General features: G+C 64.3%; 17 protein-coding genes and 1 pseudogene. 9 read left to right on the forward strand and 9 right to left on the reverse strand.

The genetic code is table 11. From position 1 onward, the window contains the following. Nucleotides 1-11: 11 nt before the first annotated feature. Nucleotides 12-1,319 carry a phosphoribosylamine--glycine ligase gene (purD, locus tag SynTAK9802_RS09865; protein ID WP_115010070.1) on the forward strand — a complete coding sequence of 436 codons (1,308 nt, stop codon included), beginning with the start codon at nucleotides 12-14 and terminating at the stop codon, nucleotides 1,317-1,319. After that, entirely contained in the window at nucleotides 1,316-3,382 is a 2,067-nt protein-coding gene (locus SynTAK9802_RS09870; protein ID WP_186495929.1) for a histidine kinase dimerization/phospho-acceptor domain-containing protein, read from the forward strand. The genes purD and SynTAK9802_RS09870 overlap by 4 nt, the downstream gene beginning before the upstream one ends. Nucleotide 3,383: 1 nt before the next feature. Here SynTAK9802_RS09870 and kaiC read toward each other — a convergent pair whose 3' ends face one another. From kaiC to SynTAK9802_RS09885, 3 genes and pseudogenes are all read right to left on the reverse strand, one after another. Continuing rightward, the gene (gene kaiC / locus SynTAK9802_RS09875; protein ID WP_011365071.1) at nucleotides 3,384-4,922 is read right to left on the reverse strand and encodes a circadian clock protein KaiC; all 1,539 of its coding nucleotides are present in this window, start codon (nucleotides 4,920-4,922) and stop codon (nucleotides 3,384-3,386) included. Between the two features lie 65 nt (nucleotides 4,923-4,987). Then, nucleotides 4,988-5,353, reverse strand: a complete 366-nt coding sequence (gene kaiB / locus SynTAK9802_RS09880; RefSeq protein ID WP_114989467.1) for a circadian clock protein KaiB — start codon at nucleotides 5,351-5,353, stop codon at nucleotides 4,988-4,990. Continuing rightward, nucleotides 5,350-6,232: pseudogene (locus tag SynTAK9802_RS09885) on the reverse strand (circadian clock protein KaiA). Before SynTAK9802_RS09885 ends, kaiB begins: the two are co-directional and overlap by 4 nt. 132 nt (nucleotides 6,233-6,364) lie before the next feature. On the opposite strand from SynTAK9802_RS09885, the gene rplU reads away from it, so the two are divergent. Together rplU and rpmA are read left to right on the forward strand one after the other, a co-directional pair. Continuing rightward, a complete protein-coding gene (rplU, locus tag SynTAK9802_RS09890; RefSeq protein WP_186495930.1) occupies nucleotides 6,365-6,730 on the forward strand; it encodes a 50S ribosomal protein L21 in 366 nt (121 codons plus the stop codon). A gap of 45 nt (nucleotides 6,731-6,775) precedes the next feature. Beyond that, nucleotides 6,776-7,042 (forward strand): 50S ribosomal protein L27, encoded by a 267-nt coding sequence (rpmA, locus tag SynTAK9802_RS09895; RefSeq protein ID WP_114989469.1) that lies wholly within the window; start codon nucleotides 6,776-6,778, stop codon nucleotides 7,040-7,042. 82 nt (nucleotides 7,043-7,124) lie between these two features. Here rpmA and SynTAK9802_RS09900 read toward each other — a convergent pair whose 3' ends face one another. Continuing rightward, the gene (locus tag SynTAK9802_RS09900; RefSeq protein WP_186495931.1) at nucleotides 7,125-7,877 is read right to left on the reverse strand and encodes a bifunctional 2-polyprenyl-6-hydroxyphenol methylase/3-demethylubiquinol 3-O-methyltransferase UbiG; all 753 of its coding nucleotides are present in this window, start codon (nucleotides 7,875-7,877) and stop codon (nucleotides 7,125-7,127) included. A 41-nt stretch (nucleotides 7,878-7,918) separates the two neighbouring features. Between SynTAK9802_RS09900 and truB the strand changes: the two genes are divergently transcribed. The 3 genes from truB to SynTAK9802_RS09915 all read left to right on the forward strand — a co-directional run bounded on the left by truB (nucleotide 7,919) and on the right by SynTAK9802_RS09915 (nucleotide 9,900). Further along, on the forward strand, nucleotides 7,919-8,827 hold the full coding sequence (gene truB, locus SynTAK9802_RS09905) for a tRNA pseudouridine(55) synthase TruB (protein WP_186495932.1): 909 nt from the start codon (nucleotides 7,919-7,921) through the stop codon (nucleotides 8,825-8,827). 53 nt (nucleotides 8,828-8,880) lie between these two features. After that, nucleotides 8,881-9,624 (forward strand): YebC/PmpR family DNA-binding transcriptional regulator, encoded by a 744-nt coding sequence (locus SynTAK9802_RS09910; protein ID WP_186495933.1) that lies wholly within the window; start codon nucleotides 8,881-8,883, stop codon nucleotides 9,622-9,624. A 105-nt stretch (nucleotides 9,625-9,729) separates the two neighbouring features. Next, entirely contained in the window at nucleotides 9,730-9,900 is a 171-nt protein-coding gene (locus SynTAK9802_RS09915) for a Nif11 family protein (RefSeq protein WP_071823080.1), read from the forward strand. 30 nt (nucleotides 9,901-9,930) lie between these two features. Here the strand turns inward: SynTAK9802_RS09915 and SynTAK9802_RS09920 are convergent, their stop codons facing one another. Genes SynTAK9802_RS09920 through SynTAK9802_RS09930 form a run of 3 tightly spaced genes read right to left on the reverse strand, consistent with a single transcriptional unit; the run spans nucleotide 9,931 to nucleotide 12,428 of the window. Continuing rightward, nucleotides 9,931-10,194, reverse strand: coding sequence for a hypothetical protein (locus tag SynTAK9802_RS09920; RefSeq protein ID WP_186495934.1), 264 nt, complete (start codon nucleotides 10,192-10,194; stop codon nucleotides 9,931-9,933). 19 nt (nucleotides 10,195-10,213) lie between these two features. Continuing rightward, nucleotides 10,214-10,981, reverse strand: a complete 768-nt coding sequence (locus tag SynTAK9802_RS09925; RefSeq protein ID WP_222929013.1) for a glucosamine-6-phosphate deaminase — start codon at nucleotides 10,979-10,981, stop codon at nucleotides 10,214-10,216. Then, nucleotides 10,941-12,428, reverse strand: coding sequence for a SpoIID/LytB domain-containing protein (locus tag SynTAK9802_RS09930; RefSeq protein ID WP_186495935.1), 1,488 nt, complete (start codon nucleotides 12,426-12,428; stop codon nucleotides 10,941-10,943). Before SynTAK9802_RS09930 ends, SynTAK9802_RS09925 begins: the two co-directional genes overlap by 41 nt. A gap of 5 nt (nucleotides 12,429-12,433) precedes the next feature. Here SynTAK9802_RS09930 and rnz point away from each other — a divergent pair, with 5 nt between their 5' ends. Together rnz and psbV are read left to right on the forward strand one after the other, a co-directional pair. Continuing rightward, complete coding sequence (rnz, locus tag SynTAK9802_RS09935) at nucleotides 12,434-13,393, forward strand: ribonuclease Z (RefSeq protein WP_186495936.1); 960 nt, start codon at nucleotides 12,434-12,436, stop codon at nucleotides 13,391-13,393. 73 nt (nucleotides 13,394-13,466) lie between these two features. Beyond that, a complete protein-coding gene (gene psbV, locus SynTAK9802_RS09940) occupies nucleotides 13,467-13,979 on the forward strand; it encodes a photosystem II cytochrome c-550 (protein WP_222929014.1) in 513 nt (170 codons plus the stop codon). Nucleotides 13,980-14,028: 49 nt separating this feature from the next. Here the strand turns inward: psbV and SynTAK9802_RS09945 are convergent, their stop codons facing one another. Continuing rightward, complete coding sequence (locus tag SynTAK9802_RS09945) at nucleotides 14,029-14,415, reverse strand: hypothetical protein (protein WP_115010139.1); 387 nt, start codon at nucleotides 14,413-14,415, stop codon at nucleotides 14,029-14,031. 99 nt (nucleotides 14,416-14,514) lie between these two features. Then, on the reverse strand, nucleotides 14,515-14,814 hold the full coding sequence (locus SynTAK9802_RS09950; RefSeq protein ID WP_006043345.1) for a ferredoxin: 300 nt from the start codon (nucleotides 14,812-14,814) through the stop codon (nucleotides 14,515-14,517). Nucleotides 14,815-14,879 lie beyond the last annotated feature (65 nt).

The raw sequence follows: 14,879 nt of genomic DNA on the forward strand, positions 1-14,879 counted from the left end.
CTCCCGCAACCATGGCCATGTCGTCCACCCGTCCCACCACGCTGCCCGCCCTCCAACGTGCCCTCGTCGTCGGTGGCGGCGGCAGGGAACAGGCCCTGGCCTGGGCCCTGGGCCGTTGTCCGGGCCTGGACACGGTCTGGATCACCCCTGGCAACGGCGGCACGGAAGGCAGCGCCATGGCGGTGGGCGAAACCGACAGCGCTGGGTTGATCGCGCTGTGCCAGCAGAACGGCGTCGACCTGGTGGTGGTGGGTCCGGAAGCGCCGCTGGCCGCTGGTGTTGCCGATGCCCTGCGCGATGCGGGCTTTGCCGTGTTCGGCCCGGGAGCGGAGGGGGCCCAACTGGAGGCGAGCAAAGCCTGGGCCAAGCAGCTGATGCAGGAGGCGGGGGTCCCCACCGCTGGCCACTGGGCGGTGACCAGTGAAGCCGAGGCCCTGGCGGTGTTGCAGGAGGTGCAACGGCCTCTGGTGGTCAAAGCCGATGGCTTGGCCGCCGGCAAGGGCGTCACGGTGGCGGACAGCGTGGAGGAATCGGAAACCGCCATCCGCGAAGCCTTTGAAGGGCGTTTCGGTGCCGCCGGCTCCCAGCTGGTGCTGGAGGAGCGGATGGAGGGCCCTGAAGTGTCGGTGTTCGCCCTCTGCGATGGGGAGCGGATGGTGCTGTTGCCCCCGGCGCAGGACCACAAACGGCTCAAGGACGGTGATCGCGGACCCAACACCGGCGGCATGGGCGCCTATGCCCCCGCCCCGCTTCTGGATGCCGAGGGCCTCGAGGAGGTGCGCCGCATCGTGCTCGAGCCCACCTTGAAGGCCCTGCGCCAACGGGGCATCGATTACCGCGGCGTGATCTATGCCGGCCTGATGATCACGGCCGATGGGCCCCAGGTGATCGAGTTCAACTGTCGCTTCGGCGATCCCGAATGCCAGACATTGATGCCCCTGCTCGGCCCTGAGCTCGGCGCCGTGCTGCAGGCCTGTGCCCTGGGACGCCTCGATCTGGCCCCGCAGCTGAGCATCGCCGAACGCTGCAGTGCCTGCGTTGTGGCGGCCGCCGAGGGCTACCCGGAGGCTCCCCGCAAAGGCGATGCGATTCGCATCGACCTCGCCCCCAGCCCCAACCATCAGCTGTTCCATGCCGGCACCCGCCGCGACAGCTCGGGCGAACTGCTCACCGCAGGGGGCCGGGTGCTGGCCGTCGTCGCCCAGGGCGATGACTTCGATGCCGCCTTTGCCGGGGCCTACAACGGCCTCAATCAGCTGGATTACGCCGGAATCACCTACCGTCAAGACATCGGCCATCAGGTGCGCTCGGGCGGATGAGCAGCGGCAGCGGAGCAGCAATAGCTGATTGGGCGCTTCCCCCCAATGGCAAGCCGCCGGGGGACGACCAGAACCTCTGGGACCGCATCACCGCCTGGTGGGCGGAATTCACCCTCCAGACCAAGCTGCTGGCGATTGCCACCCTGGTGGTGAGCCTGATGATGACGGGCATCACCTTCTTCGCGCTGAACGGAATTCAGCGCGATGCCGTGATGAACGACACGCGCTATGCCCGGGATCTGGGCCTGCTGCTGGCCGGCAATGTCACTGAGCTGGTGGCGCAGGGCCAGGACCGTGAGCTGGCCAACGTGGCCGAAAAGTTCTGGCGTTCCAGCCGCAGCGTCCGCTACATCTTCTTCGCCGATCCCGAAGGCGTCGTCTACCTGGGAATCCCGATCAGCGGAACCCCCAGCAGTGGCGATGGAGAGCTTCGTCTCAACCGACGACTGGAGCTGCCCGAGGAGCTGCGTCGACGCCCCCAGAACCCCCTGGTACGACAACACCTCACGCCCCAGGGTGCCGTCACCGATGTGTTCGTCCCCCTGATCCGCGGGGGTCAGTACTACGGCGTTCTCGGCCTTGGGGTGAACCCGAATGAGACGGCCCTGGCCAGCGCAGCCCTCACCCGGGAGGTGACCGTGGCCGTGTTCATCTCGATCTTGGTGCTGGTGATCCTGGGCGCGGTGTTCAACGCCCTCACCATCACCCGCCCGGTGAAGGAACTGCTGCGGGGGGTGCGCTCGGTCGCCTCCGGTAACTTCGGTGCCCGGGTTGACCTGCCAGTGGGCGGGGAATTGGGGGAACTGCTCACCGGCTTCAACGCCATGGCCTCCCAGCTCGAGGCCTACGACGAGGCCAACATCGAGGAGCTCACCGCCGCCCAGGTGAAGCAGCAGTCGTTGATCGCCACCATGGCCGACGGCGCCATGCTGCTGGATGCCGACGGCCGCATCGTGCTGGCCAATCCCACGGCACGGCGTCTGTTCCGCTGGGAAGGGCGCAGCCTGGAAGGCCAGGAGCTGGTGGGGGAACTGCCGGAACTGCTAGCCATCGAACTACACAGTCCCCTCGATTCCCTGCTCGGTGGCGCGGCAGACAGTGAAGACCTGCGCTGCAGCGTGGGGGAACCGGCCCGCACCCTGCGGATCGTTCTGCAAGCGGTGCGTGATGCCAGCGGTGAAACCCTCAAGGGCATCGCCGTCACCATCCAAGACCTCACCCGCGAGGTGGAACTGAATGCGGCCCAGAGCCGCTTCATCAGCAACGTCTCCCATGAACTGCGCACGCCGCTGTTCAACATCAAGAGCTACGTCGAAACCCTGCACGACCTCGGCGATCAGCTCAGCCCCGATGAACAGAAGGAGTTTCTCGGGGTCGCCAACGACGAAACCGATCGACTCACCCGGCTGGTGAACGATGTGCTGGACCTCTCCCGGCTGGAGTCGGGCCGGACGCTGCAGTTCGAACCGATCAGCATGCGCCCGGCCATGGAGCAGACCCTGCGCACCTACCGGCTGAATGCCGAGGATCGCCAGGTGGAACTGGTGCTGGATGTTCCCGAAGAACTGCCCGAGGTGCTGGGCAACTGGGACCTGCTGCTCCAGGTGCTCGACAACCTGGTGGGCAATGCTCTGAAGTTCAGCCGTCCCGGCGGCCCCCTGGCGCTCCGGGCCTATCCCTGGCCCGACGCCTGTTCGGTGGAGGGAACGGCGATCACCAACAGTGATGGACCCACCTGTGCCCTCACCTCACCGCTGCCCAAGCTGAGGGTGGAGATTGCCGGCACGGGCTGCGGCATCAGCAGCGCTGATCAGGAGCGCATCTTCGATCGCTTCTTCCGGGTCGAGAACGCTGTTCACACAGAAGTGGGCACCGGACTGGGTCTTTCGATCGTGCGGGGCATCCTCGAGAAACACGGCGCCCAGGTTCAGATGGCGAGTGAGCCCGAGGTGGGCACCACCTTCTGGTTCGACCTGCTCCTTGCGGAGGCCGACAAGGATGAGCTGCAACTGCAGGCGGAACGGCGCAGCCGCAACGCCATCGCCGAGGCCGTCGAGCCTTAGATCAGTCCTCGGTGGAGACGCCGCGGGCGATTCGCGACAACTCGCTGCGCTCATCGGTGGTGACCCGATGGGGCACACCGGAAATGATCCGCTCAAAGTTGGAGAAGGAATCCTTGATCTGAGGGCCATTGCCCGTGATCACAAATTCGCGGATGCCCTTGTCGTGCCATGAACCGCGCATCTTGAACACGTTCAGGGCGCGGGCCATCTCCCCGCGGATCTCCACGTACTGCAGCAACAGGATCGTGTCGGTGATCGTGGAGATGTGGGAGTCGGTGATCGAATGGCTGCCCATGAACTCCTCGGAGGTGTTCGTGAAGAAGCCGGCGATCTCCTCCTGCTTGGCGTAGCCGGTCACCCCGATCACGAACTGACGGAAGGCGTTGTGGCTCACACCGCGCGCCAGGGCCGAGAGGGAATCGATCGCCATCCGCGACGGTTTGAACTGGCTGATCTCCGTCTTGATGATCTGCAGGTGATCCTCAAGGCCCGTTGATTCGGGATAGGCGCAAATGATCTTGAGCAGCCCGTCCTGCTCCATCTGCTCGAAGTCGATGCCCCAGCTGGTGCCGTTGCGCAGCAGCTGAGCCCTCGATTCCTCATAGGCAAACAGGATCGCGCGTTCCTTGTTGCGGCAGGCGTCTTCGATGAATTTGGAGACGAGCATCGTCTTGCCCGTTCCGGTGGCGCCGGTGGCCAGGATGATCGAGTCCTTGAAGAAACCTCCGCCGCACATGTCATCCAGGCGCGGCACGCCGGAGCTGACCCGAACGTTGGATGAGCGCTGGGTGAGGCGCATGGCCCCGAGCGGGAAGATGCTGATGCCGTGGGTTCCCATGGTGAAGGGGAACTCGCCCTTCATGTGGGTGGTGCCCCGCAGCTTGAGAATCTCCAGGGTGCGCCGACGCCGCTCTCCCTCGAGCACGTTGCGCAGAATCACCACGTTGTCGGAGACGAATTCCTCAACGCCGTAGCGGGCAATCGGGCCGTACTCGTCGATCCGTTCGGTGGTCATCACCGTGGTGACGCCGATTTCCTTGAGCCTCGCAATCAGCCTAAAGATCTCACGGCGCACCACAAACACAGCGTCGTACTGCTGGAACACCGCCGTGATTGAGTCGATGGCGACGCGCTTGGCCTTGTATTTGCGGATGGCGTAGTTGATCCGCTCGATCAAACCGGAGAGATCAAAACTGCCGGCCACGTCCTGGCCGTCCGGATCCGGTGAGGCGTCGAGGATGAAGAGCTTGTCCTGCTCGACCATCTCCTGCAGGTTCCAGCCGAAGCTGGCGGCGTTGCGCAGGATGTCGAGGGGTGATTCCTCAAAAGTGACGAAGATGCCGGGTTCGTCGAACTGCTTGATGCCGTTATGGAGGAAGTGCAGCGAAAACACCGTCTTGCCGGTGCCGGACGTGCCGCTGATCAGCGTGCTGCGGCCGATCGGCAGGCCGCCCTGGCACACATCATCAAAGCCCTCGATCCCTGTCGGGAGCTTTTGAACCTGCATCTGAGGCTGACCGCTGGTCGGAGGGAACTGCATGGCAACCACCTATGACTTGACCGTAGTGAGCAGGAGATGAACCGTGCTGGAGCGCACCATGTCGCTTAAGGATCTGAAGAAATCGTCGTGTCGGTCTCCTCATCGACCGCATCGATCAAGCTCGAACTGAGCGACGTATCAGACAGCTCGTCGTAAAGCAGATCCAGACCGATCAGCACCCGCTCGCGATCGGAGAGGTCACCGATGATGCGGCGCACCGGCGGGGGAAGAATCTTGGACAACGTCGGCGTTGCCAGGATCTTGTCTTCCTCGGCCAGTTGCGGATTTTTGAGCACATCAATCACCTTGAGGGCATACACCCCCCGGAATTCGGTCTCAAGGATGTTGCGCAGCGTTTTCAACGCCCGCATCGAATTGGGCGTGTTGCCCGCCACGTAGAGCTTGAGGATGTAGGTCTTGCGGGGACTCATGACGACTCCTCCGAGGCATCGAGCTGATCCGTCGGGCGACGTACACGGCTGGAAGCCGTGCCCGACAGAGGAAGGTCCGGCGGAATGGAGCGCCGGTACATCTCACACAGATGCGCCATCACATCAAGAAGCGCAAGGCGGTAATCCTGAAGAAAGTCATGTTTGTGGCCCTCCAAACTCAGTTGTTTCCAGAATTCATCGATGAGATCCACGTGGATCTCAACGGTGCGGGTGATCGGCAGATCACTGAAGAAAGCGGTGTTGACGAAGCTTTCCAAGGCCTGATTGGCCGCGGCCGGATCGCTGAAATAACTCGCCAGCAGGTCTCGATAGGTGCGTTGAAGCGACAGCAGCAGATCCCGGCGCTCCTCGGGGGGCAGGCTGCCCAGGAAGCGCGATGGATCTCGCTTGTAGAAGACCCCTAGGTAGCCGAGTCGCTCCTGCAGGCGATCGGAAAGGTTGCTGACGGCGCGGGAGGAGGAGCTGCTGTCGTCCGTGCGTCCGTCAGCACGACCCTGGCGCAGAAAACGCGAAATGGCCGCATCAACGATGTATCCCAGCTGGGCCAGCTGGTCGTCGGGCAGATGCAACTCCTCGGGGTGGTAATCCACCTGCCCCTTCACCTCTCCAACGATCACGGCAGGGAAGAGCAGACCCGCCGCCAGCAGTTGCTCCTTGGAAAGCATCGAGCAGGCTCTGCTCGAGCACCACAGCGTCGAAGTCGTCCTGCCGGGGTCCGAGAACAGCCGCAAGGGTCTCCCCAGGATCAACCGTCAGAACAACAGACTCGTAACGGTTGGCCGGCAGCCAGGGGCGGCAGGCTTCCACCAGGGCTGGGCTGGCCAGCACGAGAGCAACAGTGAGGGCCGGCCTGGCCATCCGGGCATCCGCAGCGTCGAGATATTTGAATCTTGACGATCGGGCGCGTCAGAGACGAAGATCTTTGTTTGTCTTTCGATTGCGGCTCAGGCCTGAATCGGTTCGCCGAGCCTGAACGCGTCTTTTCACCTTATGGCCGACACCAAACCAGCCGCGGAACAGAGCGGGACCTACGCCATCGTTGAGGCGTCTGGCACCCAGATCTGGCTGCAGCCCAACCGCTACTACGACATCGATCGGCTTCAAGCTGAGGTGGATGACACCATCAAGCTTGAGAACGTTCTCCTGGTGAAGGACGGCAAGGGCACCACCCTCGGCCAGCCCTACGTCAAGGACGCCAACGTGTCCCTGAAGGTGATGGCCCATCGCCGTGGACCCAAGGTGATCGTTTACAAGATGCGCCCCAAAAAGAAAACCCGCCGCAAGAATGGTCACCGGCAGGAACTCACCCGGGTGATGGTTGAGTCCATCTCCGTGGGCGGCAAGTCCATCAGCTGACCTCTCCCCCTCGCTCCATCAACCGCCCCACCAGCATCTCTTCTCATGGCACATAAAAAAGGCACAGGCTCAACCCGTAACGGCCGCGACTCGAACGCCAAACGCCTTGGTGTGAAGGCCTACGGCGGCGAAACCGTCACCGCCGGTTCCATCCTGATCCGCCAGCGCGGCACCTCCGTTCTGCCCGGCGTCAATGTCGGCAAAGGCAAGGACGACACCCTGTTTGCCCTTACCGACGGCATCGTGAAGTTCGAATCGATCCGCCGCGGCCTGCGCAACCGCAAGCGCATCAACATCACTGCAGCGGTCTGAGTTTCAAGGCCAACGTCAATCCAAAGCCCCGATGCCAGCTGGCACCGGGGCTTTTTTGTTGGCAACTTGTGTTGCCGCAGCCTCAGGAACGCCGGTAGAGCCGGGCCGTGATCAACAGGGGGTGAAACACCTCCAGGAACTGAGCCTGCAGAGTGCGGAAGAACCCATCCACCAGGGCCGGATCATCGAAATGGAAGGGGTACTCGCCCTGATGCCCTTTGAAGAAGTACCAGTTCAGAAGCGCGATGGCCCCGGGGGACATGCGCTGGTGAAACTCCAGCAACTGCGCCGAGGGATCCGGCAGGTGTTCCAGCACATCGAGGCAGACCACCGCATCGAAACGAACATCGCCTGTGCTGCTGAGGTCGCGATGCACCGAGAGCCTGTCAGCCAGCCCCAGGCTTTGCGCCCGTTGCTGAACAAAAGCCTGGTTGTGGGGATTGAGGTCGACAAACCAGACGTGATCGACCTCCGGCAGCGCCGCCGCTGATAGGGCGTGGGTGCCGATGCCACCGCCGAAATCCAGCACCTGGCCCTGCACCGCCATGCCCTGCAGCCGCAGCGTGTCGGCGATGTAGTCCGCACTGGAGAGGTGCCAGGCCGCCAGCTCCAGCAGGTGTCCCGTGCCCACCGTGTCCTCATAGAAGGCGGTGGCGTCCTCCGGCCGGAACGCACCGGGATGGAGATCCGCCAGGTCGTCGGTGCTGCTGGGCAGACGCTGCTCAAGCTGATCCAGCGTCAAGTCGAGGTAGCGACTGAGGTGTTGCTTGATGCCCAAACCATCCGCCAGGAAAGCGGAGACGTCCACGTCCGTGCTGCTGCGGAGCTGGGGCATGGATGGGCATCAGGAAGCGGCCAACCTACGCAGCCGGCGGAATGCAACAGTCAGGGCACCCCGCTCCAGCCCCGGTGAACGGCCCCTTCGGCTTCGTGGTGATCGACAAGCCCGCAGGCCTCACCTCCCATGCCTGCGTCAGCCGCCTGCGCCGCAGCTACGGCCTCAAGCGCGTGGGCCATGGGGGCACCCTTGATCCTGCCGTCACCGGGGTTCTCCCCATTGCCCTAGGGCCGGCGACCCGATTGCTGCCGTACCTCCCCGGAGAGAAGACCTACACCGGGGTGATTCAGCTGGGCCGGCGCACCAGCAGCGACGATCTGGAAGGAGAGCTGCTGGAGCAGCAGGCCTGGCCATCCCTTGGCGAAGCCGAGCTCAACCGCAGCCTGGAGGCGTTCCGGGGCGCGATTGAACAGCGTCCTCCGCAAGTCTCCGCCGTCCATGTGGATGGCGAACGGGCCCACGCCAGGGCACGGCGCGGTGAAGCCATGGATCTGCCGCCACGGGCCGTCACCGTGCACCGGCTGGAGCTGTTGGATTGGAATGCGGCCCTGGGGGAGCTCAGCATCGAGGTGCACTGTTCCGCCGGCACCTACATCCGCTCGATCGCCAGGGATCTGGGGGACCGCATCGGCTGCGGAGGTTGTCTGGCCTCCCTGCGCCGGACCCAAGCCCTGGGGTTCCATGCGCATCAGGCCCATCCCCTGCCGGAGCGAGACGCTGTGCCGCCCGATCCCCTCTCGCCGCTGCTGGCCCTGGGGGCCCTGCCCCGGCGTGATCTCAGCGAAGCCGAGCAGATCGACTGGCGCTGCGGCCGACGCATCGCGATGGATCCAGGGCCTGGAGAGGCGGTGGTGGTGTGCAATGCGGATGGAAGCATGGCCGGCATCGGCCACCGCGAGAGCGAAGGTCTGCTGCGACCCAAGGTGGTCTTCGATGCAGCAGGCTGAAACCAACCGGTCGCTCAGTACTCTCCGAGCGCATCCCGCCCTGCCCTGACGCGATGGCTGGCCACAGCAAATGGTCCCAGATCAAACGCACCAAGGCCGTCGTCGACGCCAAACGTGGTGCGGTGTTCACCCGGCTGGGGAGGGAAATCATGGTGGCGGCCCGTGCTGGGGCCGATCCCGCCGGGAATTTTCAGTTGCGGACGGCCATCAGCAAAGCCCGTGCCGCTGGGGTGCCCGCCTCCAACATCGAGCGGGCCATCGCCAAGGGGTCAGGTCAGGCCGGTGATGGAGCCCAACTCGAGGAGGTGCGCTACGAGGGCTACGGCCCCGGCGGCATGGCGGTGCTGGTGGAAGCGCTCACGGACAACCGCAACCGCACCGCGGCGGATCTGCGGCTGGCCTTCAGCAAGAACGGCGGAAATCTGGGGGAAAACGGCTGCGTGGCCTACCTGTTTGAACACCGCAGCGAAGTGATCCTCAACGCTGGCCCCGACGACGAGGAACGGTTACTGGAAAGCCTCCTGGAGCTGGAGGCCGATGGCTATGAGCTGTTGGATGAATCAGTGATGGTGCACGGCCCCTTTGAGGCCTTGGAGAGCCTTCAGGACGGCTTGCGACGGGCTGACTGGAATGTGCGGGAATGGGGCCATCACTGGTCCGCCCAGACCAGCGTCTCTGTGAACGATCCCGACACCGCCCGCAGCTGCCTCAAGCTGCTGGATGCCCTCGACGGGCTCGACGATGTGCGCAGCGTCAGCGCCAACCTCGATCTCGCCGACGGACTGGAGCTCGACTGACGCCTCCTTGAAGTTTGTCGTCAGCAAATCCGCACCAAAGCTTGAGGCCCTGAGCCCCGATCGACCCCAGCGCTAGGCCGAAGACATCCCTTCTGGAGGATCGCCATGTCCATGAAACAGCTGGAGACGTTCATGTCGCGGGTGCAGAGCAACGACTCGATCCGCGATGAGGTGCAGCGCTGCGGCAAGGACAACTCCTGCGTGGTCAAGGTCGGGGCCAAACACGGCCACAAGTTCTCGCCAGCACACCTGAGCCGCTGGCAAAAGGAACACTGACATCCGACCAAGCCGGCGGCTGGGGCCCCCTCAGGGGGACTCAGTCGCCTTCTCCTCCTCGCCATCGGGTTGCTGACGGATCATCCGCGCCAGCATCTCCAACTTGGCGTTTTCCAATTCCGAGGCCCGGGTGGCCATCCAGGCACTGGCCGCCTTCTGCTGGGCCAGCTGCTGCACCAACGCCAGGGCCGTCTCGCGCAACTGCTCAAGGTCCTGACAGTCCTGAATGAAGCGCGTCCAGCGTTCCGCCTCAAAGCTCTGCTCAAGGCGCCGTTCCACGGGGTCGATGCTCATCGCCGCTGCTCTCGGATGTTCAAACTAAAGCCGCTGCATCGCACCAGAGCCAGACATTGGGATGGGTCAGCAGCCAGCTGGCGGGCAGCGCAGGATCCGGCGCCGTTAAGTCCAACAACCGCTTGAGGATGCCGGCCTTGGCGGCGCCGGTCACCACCAGATGAATCTCAGCAGCCTCGAGGATCTCCCACAGGCCCAGGGTGATGGCCCGCTGCGGCACAGCCTCAACGCAACCATCGAAGAGCACCGCGTTCTGCTGCCGGGTTGCAGGGGTCAGCTCCACCTCATGGCAGTGCTGATCAGGGGGACAAGGCGGCTCGTTGAAACCCACATGACCATTGCTGCCGAGCCCCAGAAGCTGCAGGCCGATGCCCCCGCAGCCGCTGAGCTGCTCGCCATAGCGGCGCGCGGCAACCGCTCCGTCAGCGGCCGTGCTGTCGGGCAGATGCACCGCTGAGGCGGGCAAGCCCAGGGGTGCAGCGAGGTGGTGGGTCATGTAGGCCCTGTAGCCCCGGGGATCGTCCGCCGAAAGTCCGAGGTATTCGTCCAGATTGAAGCTGCACCATCGGGCCCGCAGGGCCTCCAGCTCATCGGCAGACCACGACAGCAGCCGTTCCACCAGGGTGCGATAGAGCGGCTCCATCGTGCGTCCCGTGGCGAGGCCCAAGGGCTTCAGGGGATCAGGCCCCTGCCAACTGCGCAGATGACGCTCCAGATGGGCCGCTAGCACAGCGCAGAGATCCGTGTCACTGGAATGGCGTTGCAGACGACAGGGAAACCGTGCCAAAGGGCGAAACCGGCATGTCTCTCCAGAGTGGCTTCGTTGGGGGCTTCAGCGCCAGCGATGGGTCGTGGTGCGGCTGGTAGGGAACAACCTCAGCCCCGCGGTAGTAGTGCCGAAGAATCGAGCGGAAGTGAGCCCCCTGCTCCGCCAGACCATGGGCTCCCCACTGACTCATGCCAACGCCATGGCCATAGCCCTGGCCCTTCACCAGCAGCTGGAGTCCGCCAGCGGACCAATGACGCACCGATGTCTTGCTGACCAGCACCGGCGGAGGGGCCACCAACAGGGGCAGCCGTGCTCCCCGCTGGCGGGCCACCGATGCGGTGATCCGCTCAATGCGGGAGCCCGGGCGGGAGGTTGCAGTCACCCGCCGCACCGGAAGCTCCACGGGAGAACGCTGCCCCCCCGCCACCATCTCAAAGTTCACCAGCGTGCTTTTGAGTCCCAACCGCTTGCGCAGCTCGCCGCCGCTGAGCACGAGCGATCCGCGGGGCCCGCGCAAGCGGGCCTCACGCACCCGTCCGCTGGCGGAACGACTCAGCACCTCAACGTCCTGGAGCCCACCCGTTTCGGGCAGCCGCTGACGCAGCCCAGCCGAATCAAACCATTGTTCCCAGCGGTGCACCGGGCTGTGCTGATCGTGATCGGGGACGCTGACCAGATAGGGATGCTGGCGGCGCCAGACCATTCCACTCGCCTCGGTCACCCCGCCAGAACTGCTGTGGAAGACGGCATCGATCAGGCGACCGCCGTGCACGAGCACCAGCGAACGGGTGCTCGCCACCGCCTTGCGTGTGCTCGGCGTTTCCGACTCCACACCGCGGTACACCTGACTCGCCACCGTGGCCTTCACATCCCAGGCACCACCGCGACTGCGCTGTTTCAACGCATAGGTGCGCGCGGCCACGGCCTGGGCCTGCAGGGCAGCCAGGGGCCAGCGGTGGGGCATTTCGCTGCCGACAACACTGGCGAGGTAGGTCTCAACGCCCAGGCTGTTGACCACCCGCAAGCTGCCGCCGCGGCCGCTGACGCGGAGCACACCCCGGTAGCGACGCCCTCCCAACCAGATGCCCCGTGGATCGTCGTTCTGCACCGTCACCAGGGTGCTGAGGGCCAGCCGCATCGATCGGCCATCTACAGTGGCGTTCAGGCGGGCCCCTCGAAGGCTGAGCTGCAGCCGCTGTGGCCTTCGCTCGCCGCCGGGGAGTCCCTGCACCCGCAGCGGCAGTGCACCATCGGAGCGCAGGCTGACCCGGTTGTTCTCAAGCAACAGCACGCGCATCTGCGGCTCGCGGCCGCGGGCCAGCGCCACCGGTGATGGAGCGATCACACCGACGAGCACCAGACCGACGGCAACGGAGGCGCGGCGCACGCTGGAGATCAACAGGCGCCCCAGTGTGCCGCCTGTTCCTGGGTTCAGCCAGATGGCAGCATGAGTCCTGAGGAGCATCGGCCTTGCAGGTCACATTTCTCGGTACGAGTTCTGGGGTACCCACCCGGGCCCGCAACGTTTCAGCCGTGGCTCTGCGCTTGCCGCAGCGCTCGGAGATGTGGCTGTTCGACTGCGGCGAGGGAACCCAACATCAGTTTTTACGCAGTGATCTGCGGCTCTCGCAGCTGCGCCGGGTGTTCATCACCCACATGCATGGCGACCACGTGTTCGGCCTACCTGGTCTGCTCGCCAGCCTCGGGCTCGCCGGCAGCAGCGCCGCAGGGGTGGATCTCTACGGGCCGGACCCGCTGGAGAGTTATCTCAATGGTGTGTTGCGCACCAGCTCCACCCGGATCGGCTATCCCCTCGCTGTCCACAGGGTCCGGGATGCAGCAGAGCAGGGCACGCTGCTGTTCGAGGACGACGACTTCACGGTGCGCTGCAGCCCGCTCACCCACCGAGTGCCGGCCTACGCCTATCGCATCGAACAGAAGCCCCTGGCCGGTCGCTTCGATATTGAGAAAGCACGGGAACTGAACATCCCGCCCGGCCCCGTGTACGCCCAGTTGAAGCGGGGTGAAACAGTGACCCTGAAGGACGGTCGCAGCATCGACGGCACCAGCCTCTGCGGTGAGGAACGGCCCGGAGTGAGCGTCGTTTATTGCACCGACACCGTGTTCTGCGAGGCGGCCGTCGAGCTTGCCCGCGGCGCGGATCTGCTGATCCATGAATCCACCTTTGCCCATGGCGAGGCGGAGATGGCGTTCCAGAAACAGCACTCCACCAGCACCATGGCTGCCCAGACGGCCGCCGAAGCGGGTGTGGGGCAGCTGGTGCTCACCCACCTCAGCCCGCGCTACGTGCCGGGCAACCCGGTCACGCCCCAAGACCTGTTAAACGAGGCCAAGGCGATCTTCCCCAACACGCTGCTGGCCAAGGACTTCCTCAGCATTGACGTCAAACCACGCTGCAACAGTTCGTGATCCGGCCACAGAGGGTCACTTCCCCGTGATACAAGAGCTTGGTGCGGTGAATGCGTCACACCCCCTTACCTTCATGGCCTCTGTGTTCTCTTCCTTGCGACGGTCCCTGAAAGGCCTTCTGGTCCTCATCCCGGTGCTGATCGGTTTGGCCGTTATCTCTCCGGCTCAGGCGGCCCAGTGGGACGCTGAGACCCTGACGGTTCCGGCAGATCCCTCCGGCACAGAGGTGACCTTCAGCGATCGTGAAATCGATGCTGGCCGCAAGGTGTTCAACACCAGCTGCGGCACCTGCCACGCCGGCGGTATCACCAAGACCAATCACAACGTGGGCTTGGATCCTGAGACCCTGGCCCTGGCCACCCCGGCCCGCGACAACGTTGAGGCCCTGGTCGACTACATGAAGGACCCAACCTCCTACGACGGTGAGTACAGCATTGCTGACCTGCATCCGAGCATGCGCGACGCTGAGCTCTACCCCGCTATGCGCGATCTCGATGATGAGGATCTGCGCCTGATGGCTGGCTACATCCTGGTGTCGCCTAAAGTCCAGGGCAGTGCCTGGGGTGGCGGCAAGATCTACTTCTGATCAGCTTCTGCCGATCAACTCCAATCAAAATAGTTTGTCCCCGGCGGCCTCAGGTCGTCGGGGCTTTTTGTTGGGGACTGACCTGCTCAGGGGCCATGGAGCTGGGATGGCGGCTGTACCACCACTCCTGCAGATCCCGGCTGAAACGGACGGAGAACAGGGTCAGCACGGTGGGTGTGGGTCGTCCTCCAGGCTGCAGCAGTTCCACGGCGTAGGAGGGGCAACGCCGGGCCGCCAGGTCGGGCACAAACCGCCGTCCGATCCGTCGCCAGCTCGGCTCCTTGCTGCGCCAGGCCAGACGACAGCAGGGCCAAGGCAGTTCTTCGCGATCAAACAACCGGCAACAGGGCCCGATGACGCGGAAGCTGTACTGACCGCCGGGGCTGGTGTGAACGCTGCCGGGCTCCAGAAGATCGTCGACTTCGGGGCGGCTCACGGCAGGAGAAGACAAGGGACACGCATGGAAGACGACCAGACCAAAAAAAACCACCCCCGAAGGGGTGGTTGAGGACACGTCCAGTTGAAGGACAGAGGCTCAATAGAGCTCTTCTTCGGCGTGGGTCTTGATGGTGCAGTCGCTGGTGGGGTAGGCGACGCAGGTCAGCACGAAACCAGCTTCGATCTGGTCGTCGTCCAGGAAGCTCTGGTCGGACTGGTCGACGGTGCCAGCGGTGATCTTGCCGGCGCAGGTGGAGCAAGCGCCAGCGCGACAGGAGTAGGGGAGGTCGATGCCCTGCTCTTCAGCAGCGTCGAGGATGTACTGGTCGTCGGGCACTTCGATGGTCTTGTTCAGACCTTCGCTCTCGGAGACCAGGGTGACCTTGTAGGAAGCCATGATTGATGAATGCGTACAGGGTTCCGGAAAACCCGGTCCTGCAGAACGCCACATTTTTACTTCAA

The organism is Synechococcus sp. TAK9802 (assembly GCF_014279535.1).
Classification (GTDB): Bacteria; Cyanobacteriota; Cyanobacteriia; order PCC-6307; family Cyanobiaceae; genus Parasynechococcus.

What these genes read in the sequence shown, in the direction of transcription:
- purD (WP_115010070.1), top strand. Translation starts at nt 12, where the DNA reads ATGGCCATGTCGTCCACCCGTCCCACCACGCTGCCCGCCCTCCAACGT.
- SynTAK9802_RS09870 (WP_186495929.1), top strand. Translation starts at nt 1,316, where the DNA reads ATGAGCAGCGGCAGCGGAGCAGCAATAGCTGATTGGGCGCTTCCCCCC.
- kaiC (WP_011365071.1), bottom strand. Translation starts at nt 4,922, where the DNA reads ATGCAGTTCCCTCCGACCAGCGGTCAGCCTCAGATGCAGGTTCAAAAG.
- kaiB (WP_114989467.1), bottom strand. Translation starts at nt 5,353, where the DNA reads ATGAGTCCCCGCAAGACCTACATCCTCAAGCTCTACGTGGCGGGCAAC.
- rplU (WP_186495930.1), top strand. Translation starts at nt 6,365, where the DNA reads ATGGCCGACACCAAACCAGCCGCGGAACAGAGCGGGACCTACGCCATC.
- rpmA (WP_114989469.1), top strand. Translation starts at nt 6,776, where the DNA reads ATGGCACATAAAAAAGGCACAGGCTCAACCCGTAACGGCCGCGACTCG.
- SynTAK9802_RS09900 (WP_186495931.1), bottom strand. Translation starts at nt 7,877, where the DNA reads ATGCCCCAGCTCCGCAGCAGCACGGACGTGGACGTCTCCGCTTTCCTG.
- truB (WP_186495932.1), top strand. Translation starts at nt 7,919, where the DNA reads ATGCAACAGTCAGGGCACCCCGCTCCAGCCCCGGTGAACGGCCCCTTC.
- SynTAK9802_RS09910 (WP_186495933.1), top strand. Translation starts at nt 8,881, where the DNA reads ATGGCTGGCCACAGCAAATGGTCCCAGATCAAACGCACCAAGGCCGTC.
- SynTAK9802_RS09915 (WP_071823080.1), top strand. Translation starts at nt 9,730, where the DNA reads ATGTCCATGAAACAGCTGGAGACGTTCATGTCGCGGGTGCAGAGCAAC.
- SynTAK9802_RS09920 (WP_186495934.1), bottom strand. Translation starts at nt 10,194, where the DNA reads ATGAGCATCGACCCCGTGGAACGGCGCCTTGAGCAGAGCTTTGAGGCG.
- SynTAK9802_RS09930 (WP_186495935.1), bottom strand. Translation starts at nt 12,428, where the DNA reads ATGCTCCTCAGGACTCATGCTGCCATCTGGCTGAACCCAGGAACAGGC.
- psbV (WP_222929014.1), top strand. Translation starts at nt 13,467, where the DNA reads ATGGCCTCTGTGTTCTCTTCCTTGCGACGGTCCCTGAAAGGCCTTCTG.
- SynTAK9802_RS09950 (WP_006043345.1), bottom strand. Translation starts at nt 14,814, where the DNA reads ATGGCTTCCTACAAGGTCACCCTGGTCTCCGAGAGCGAAGGTCTGAAC.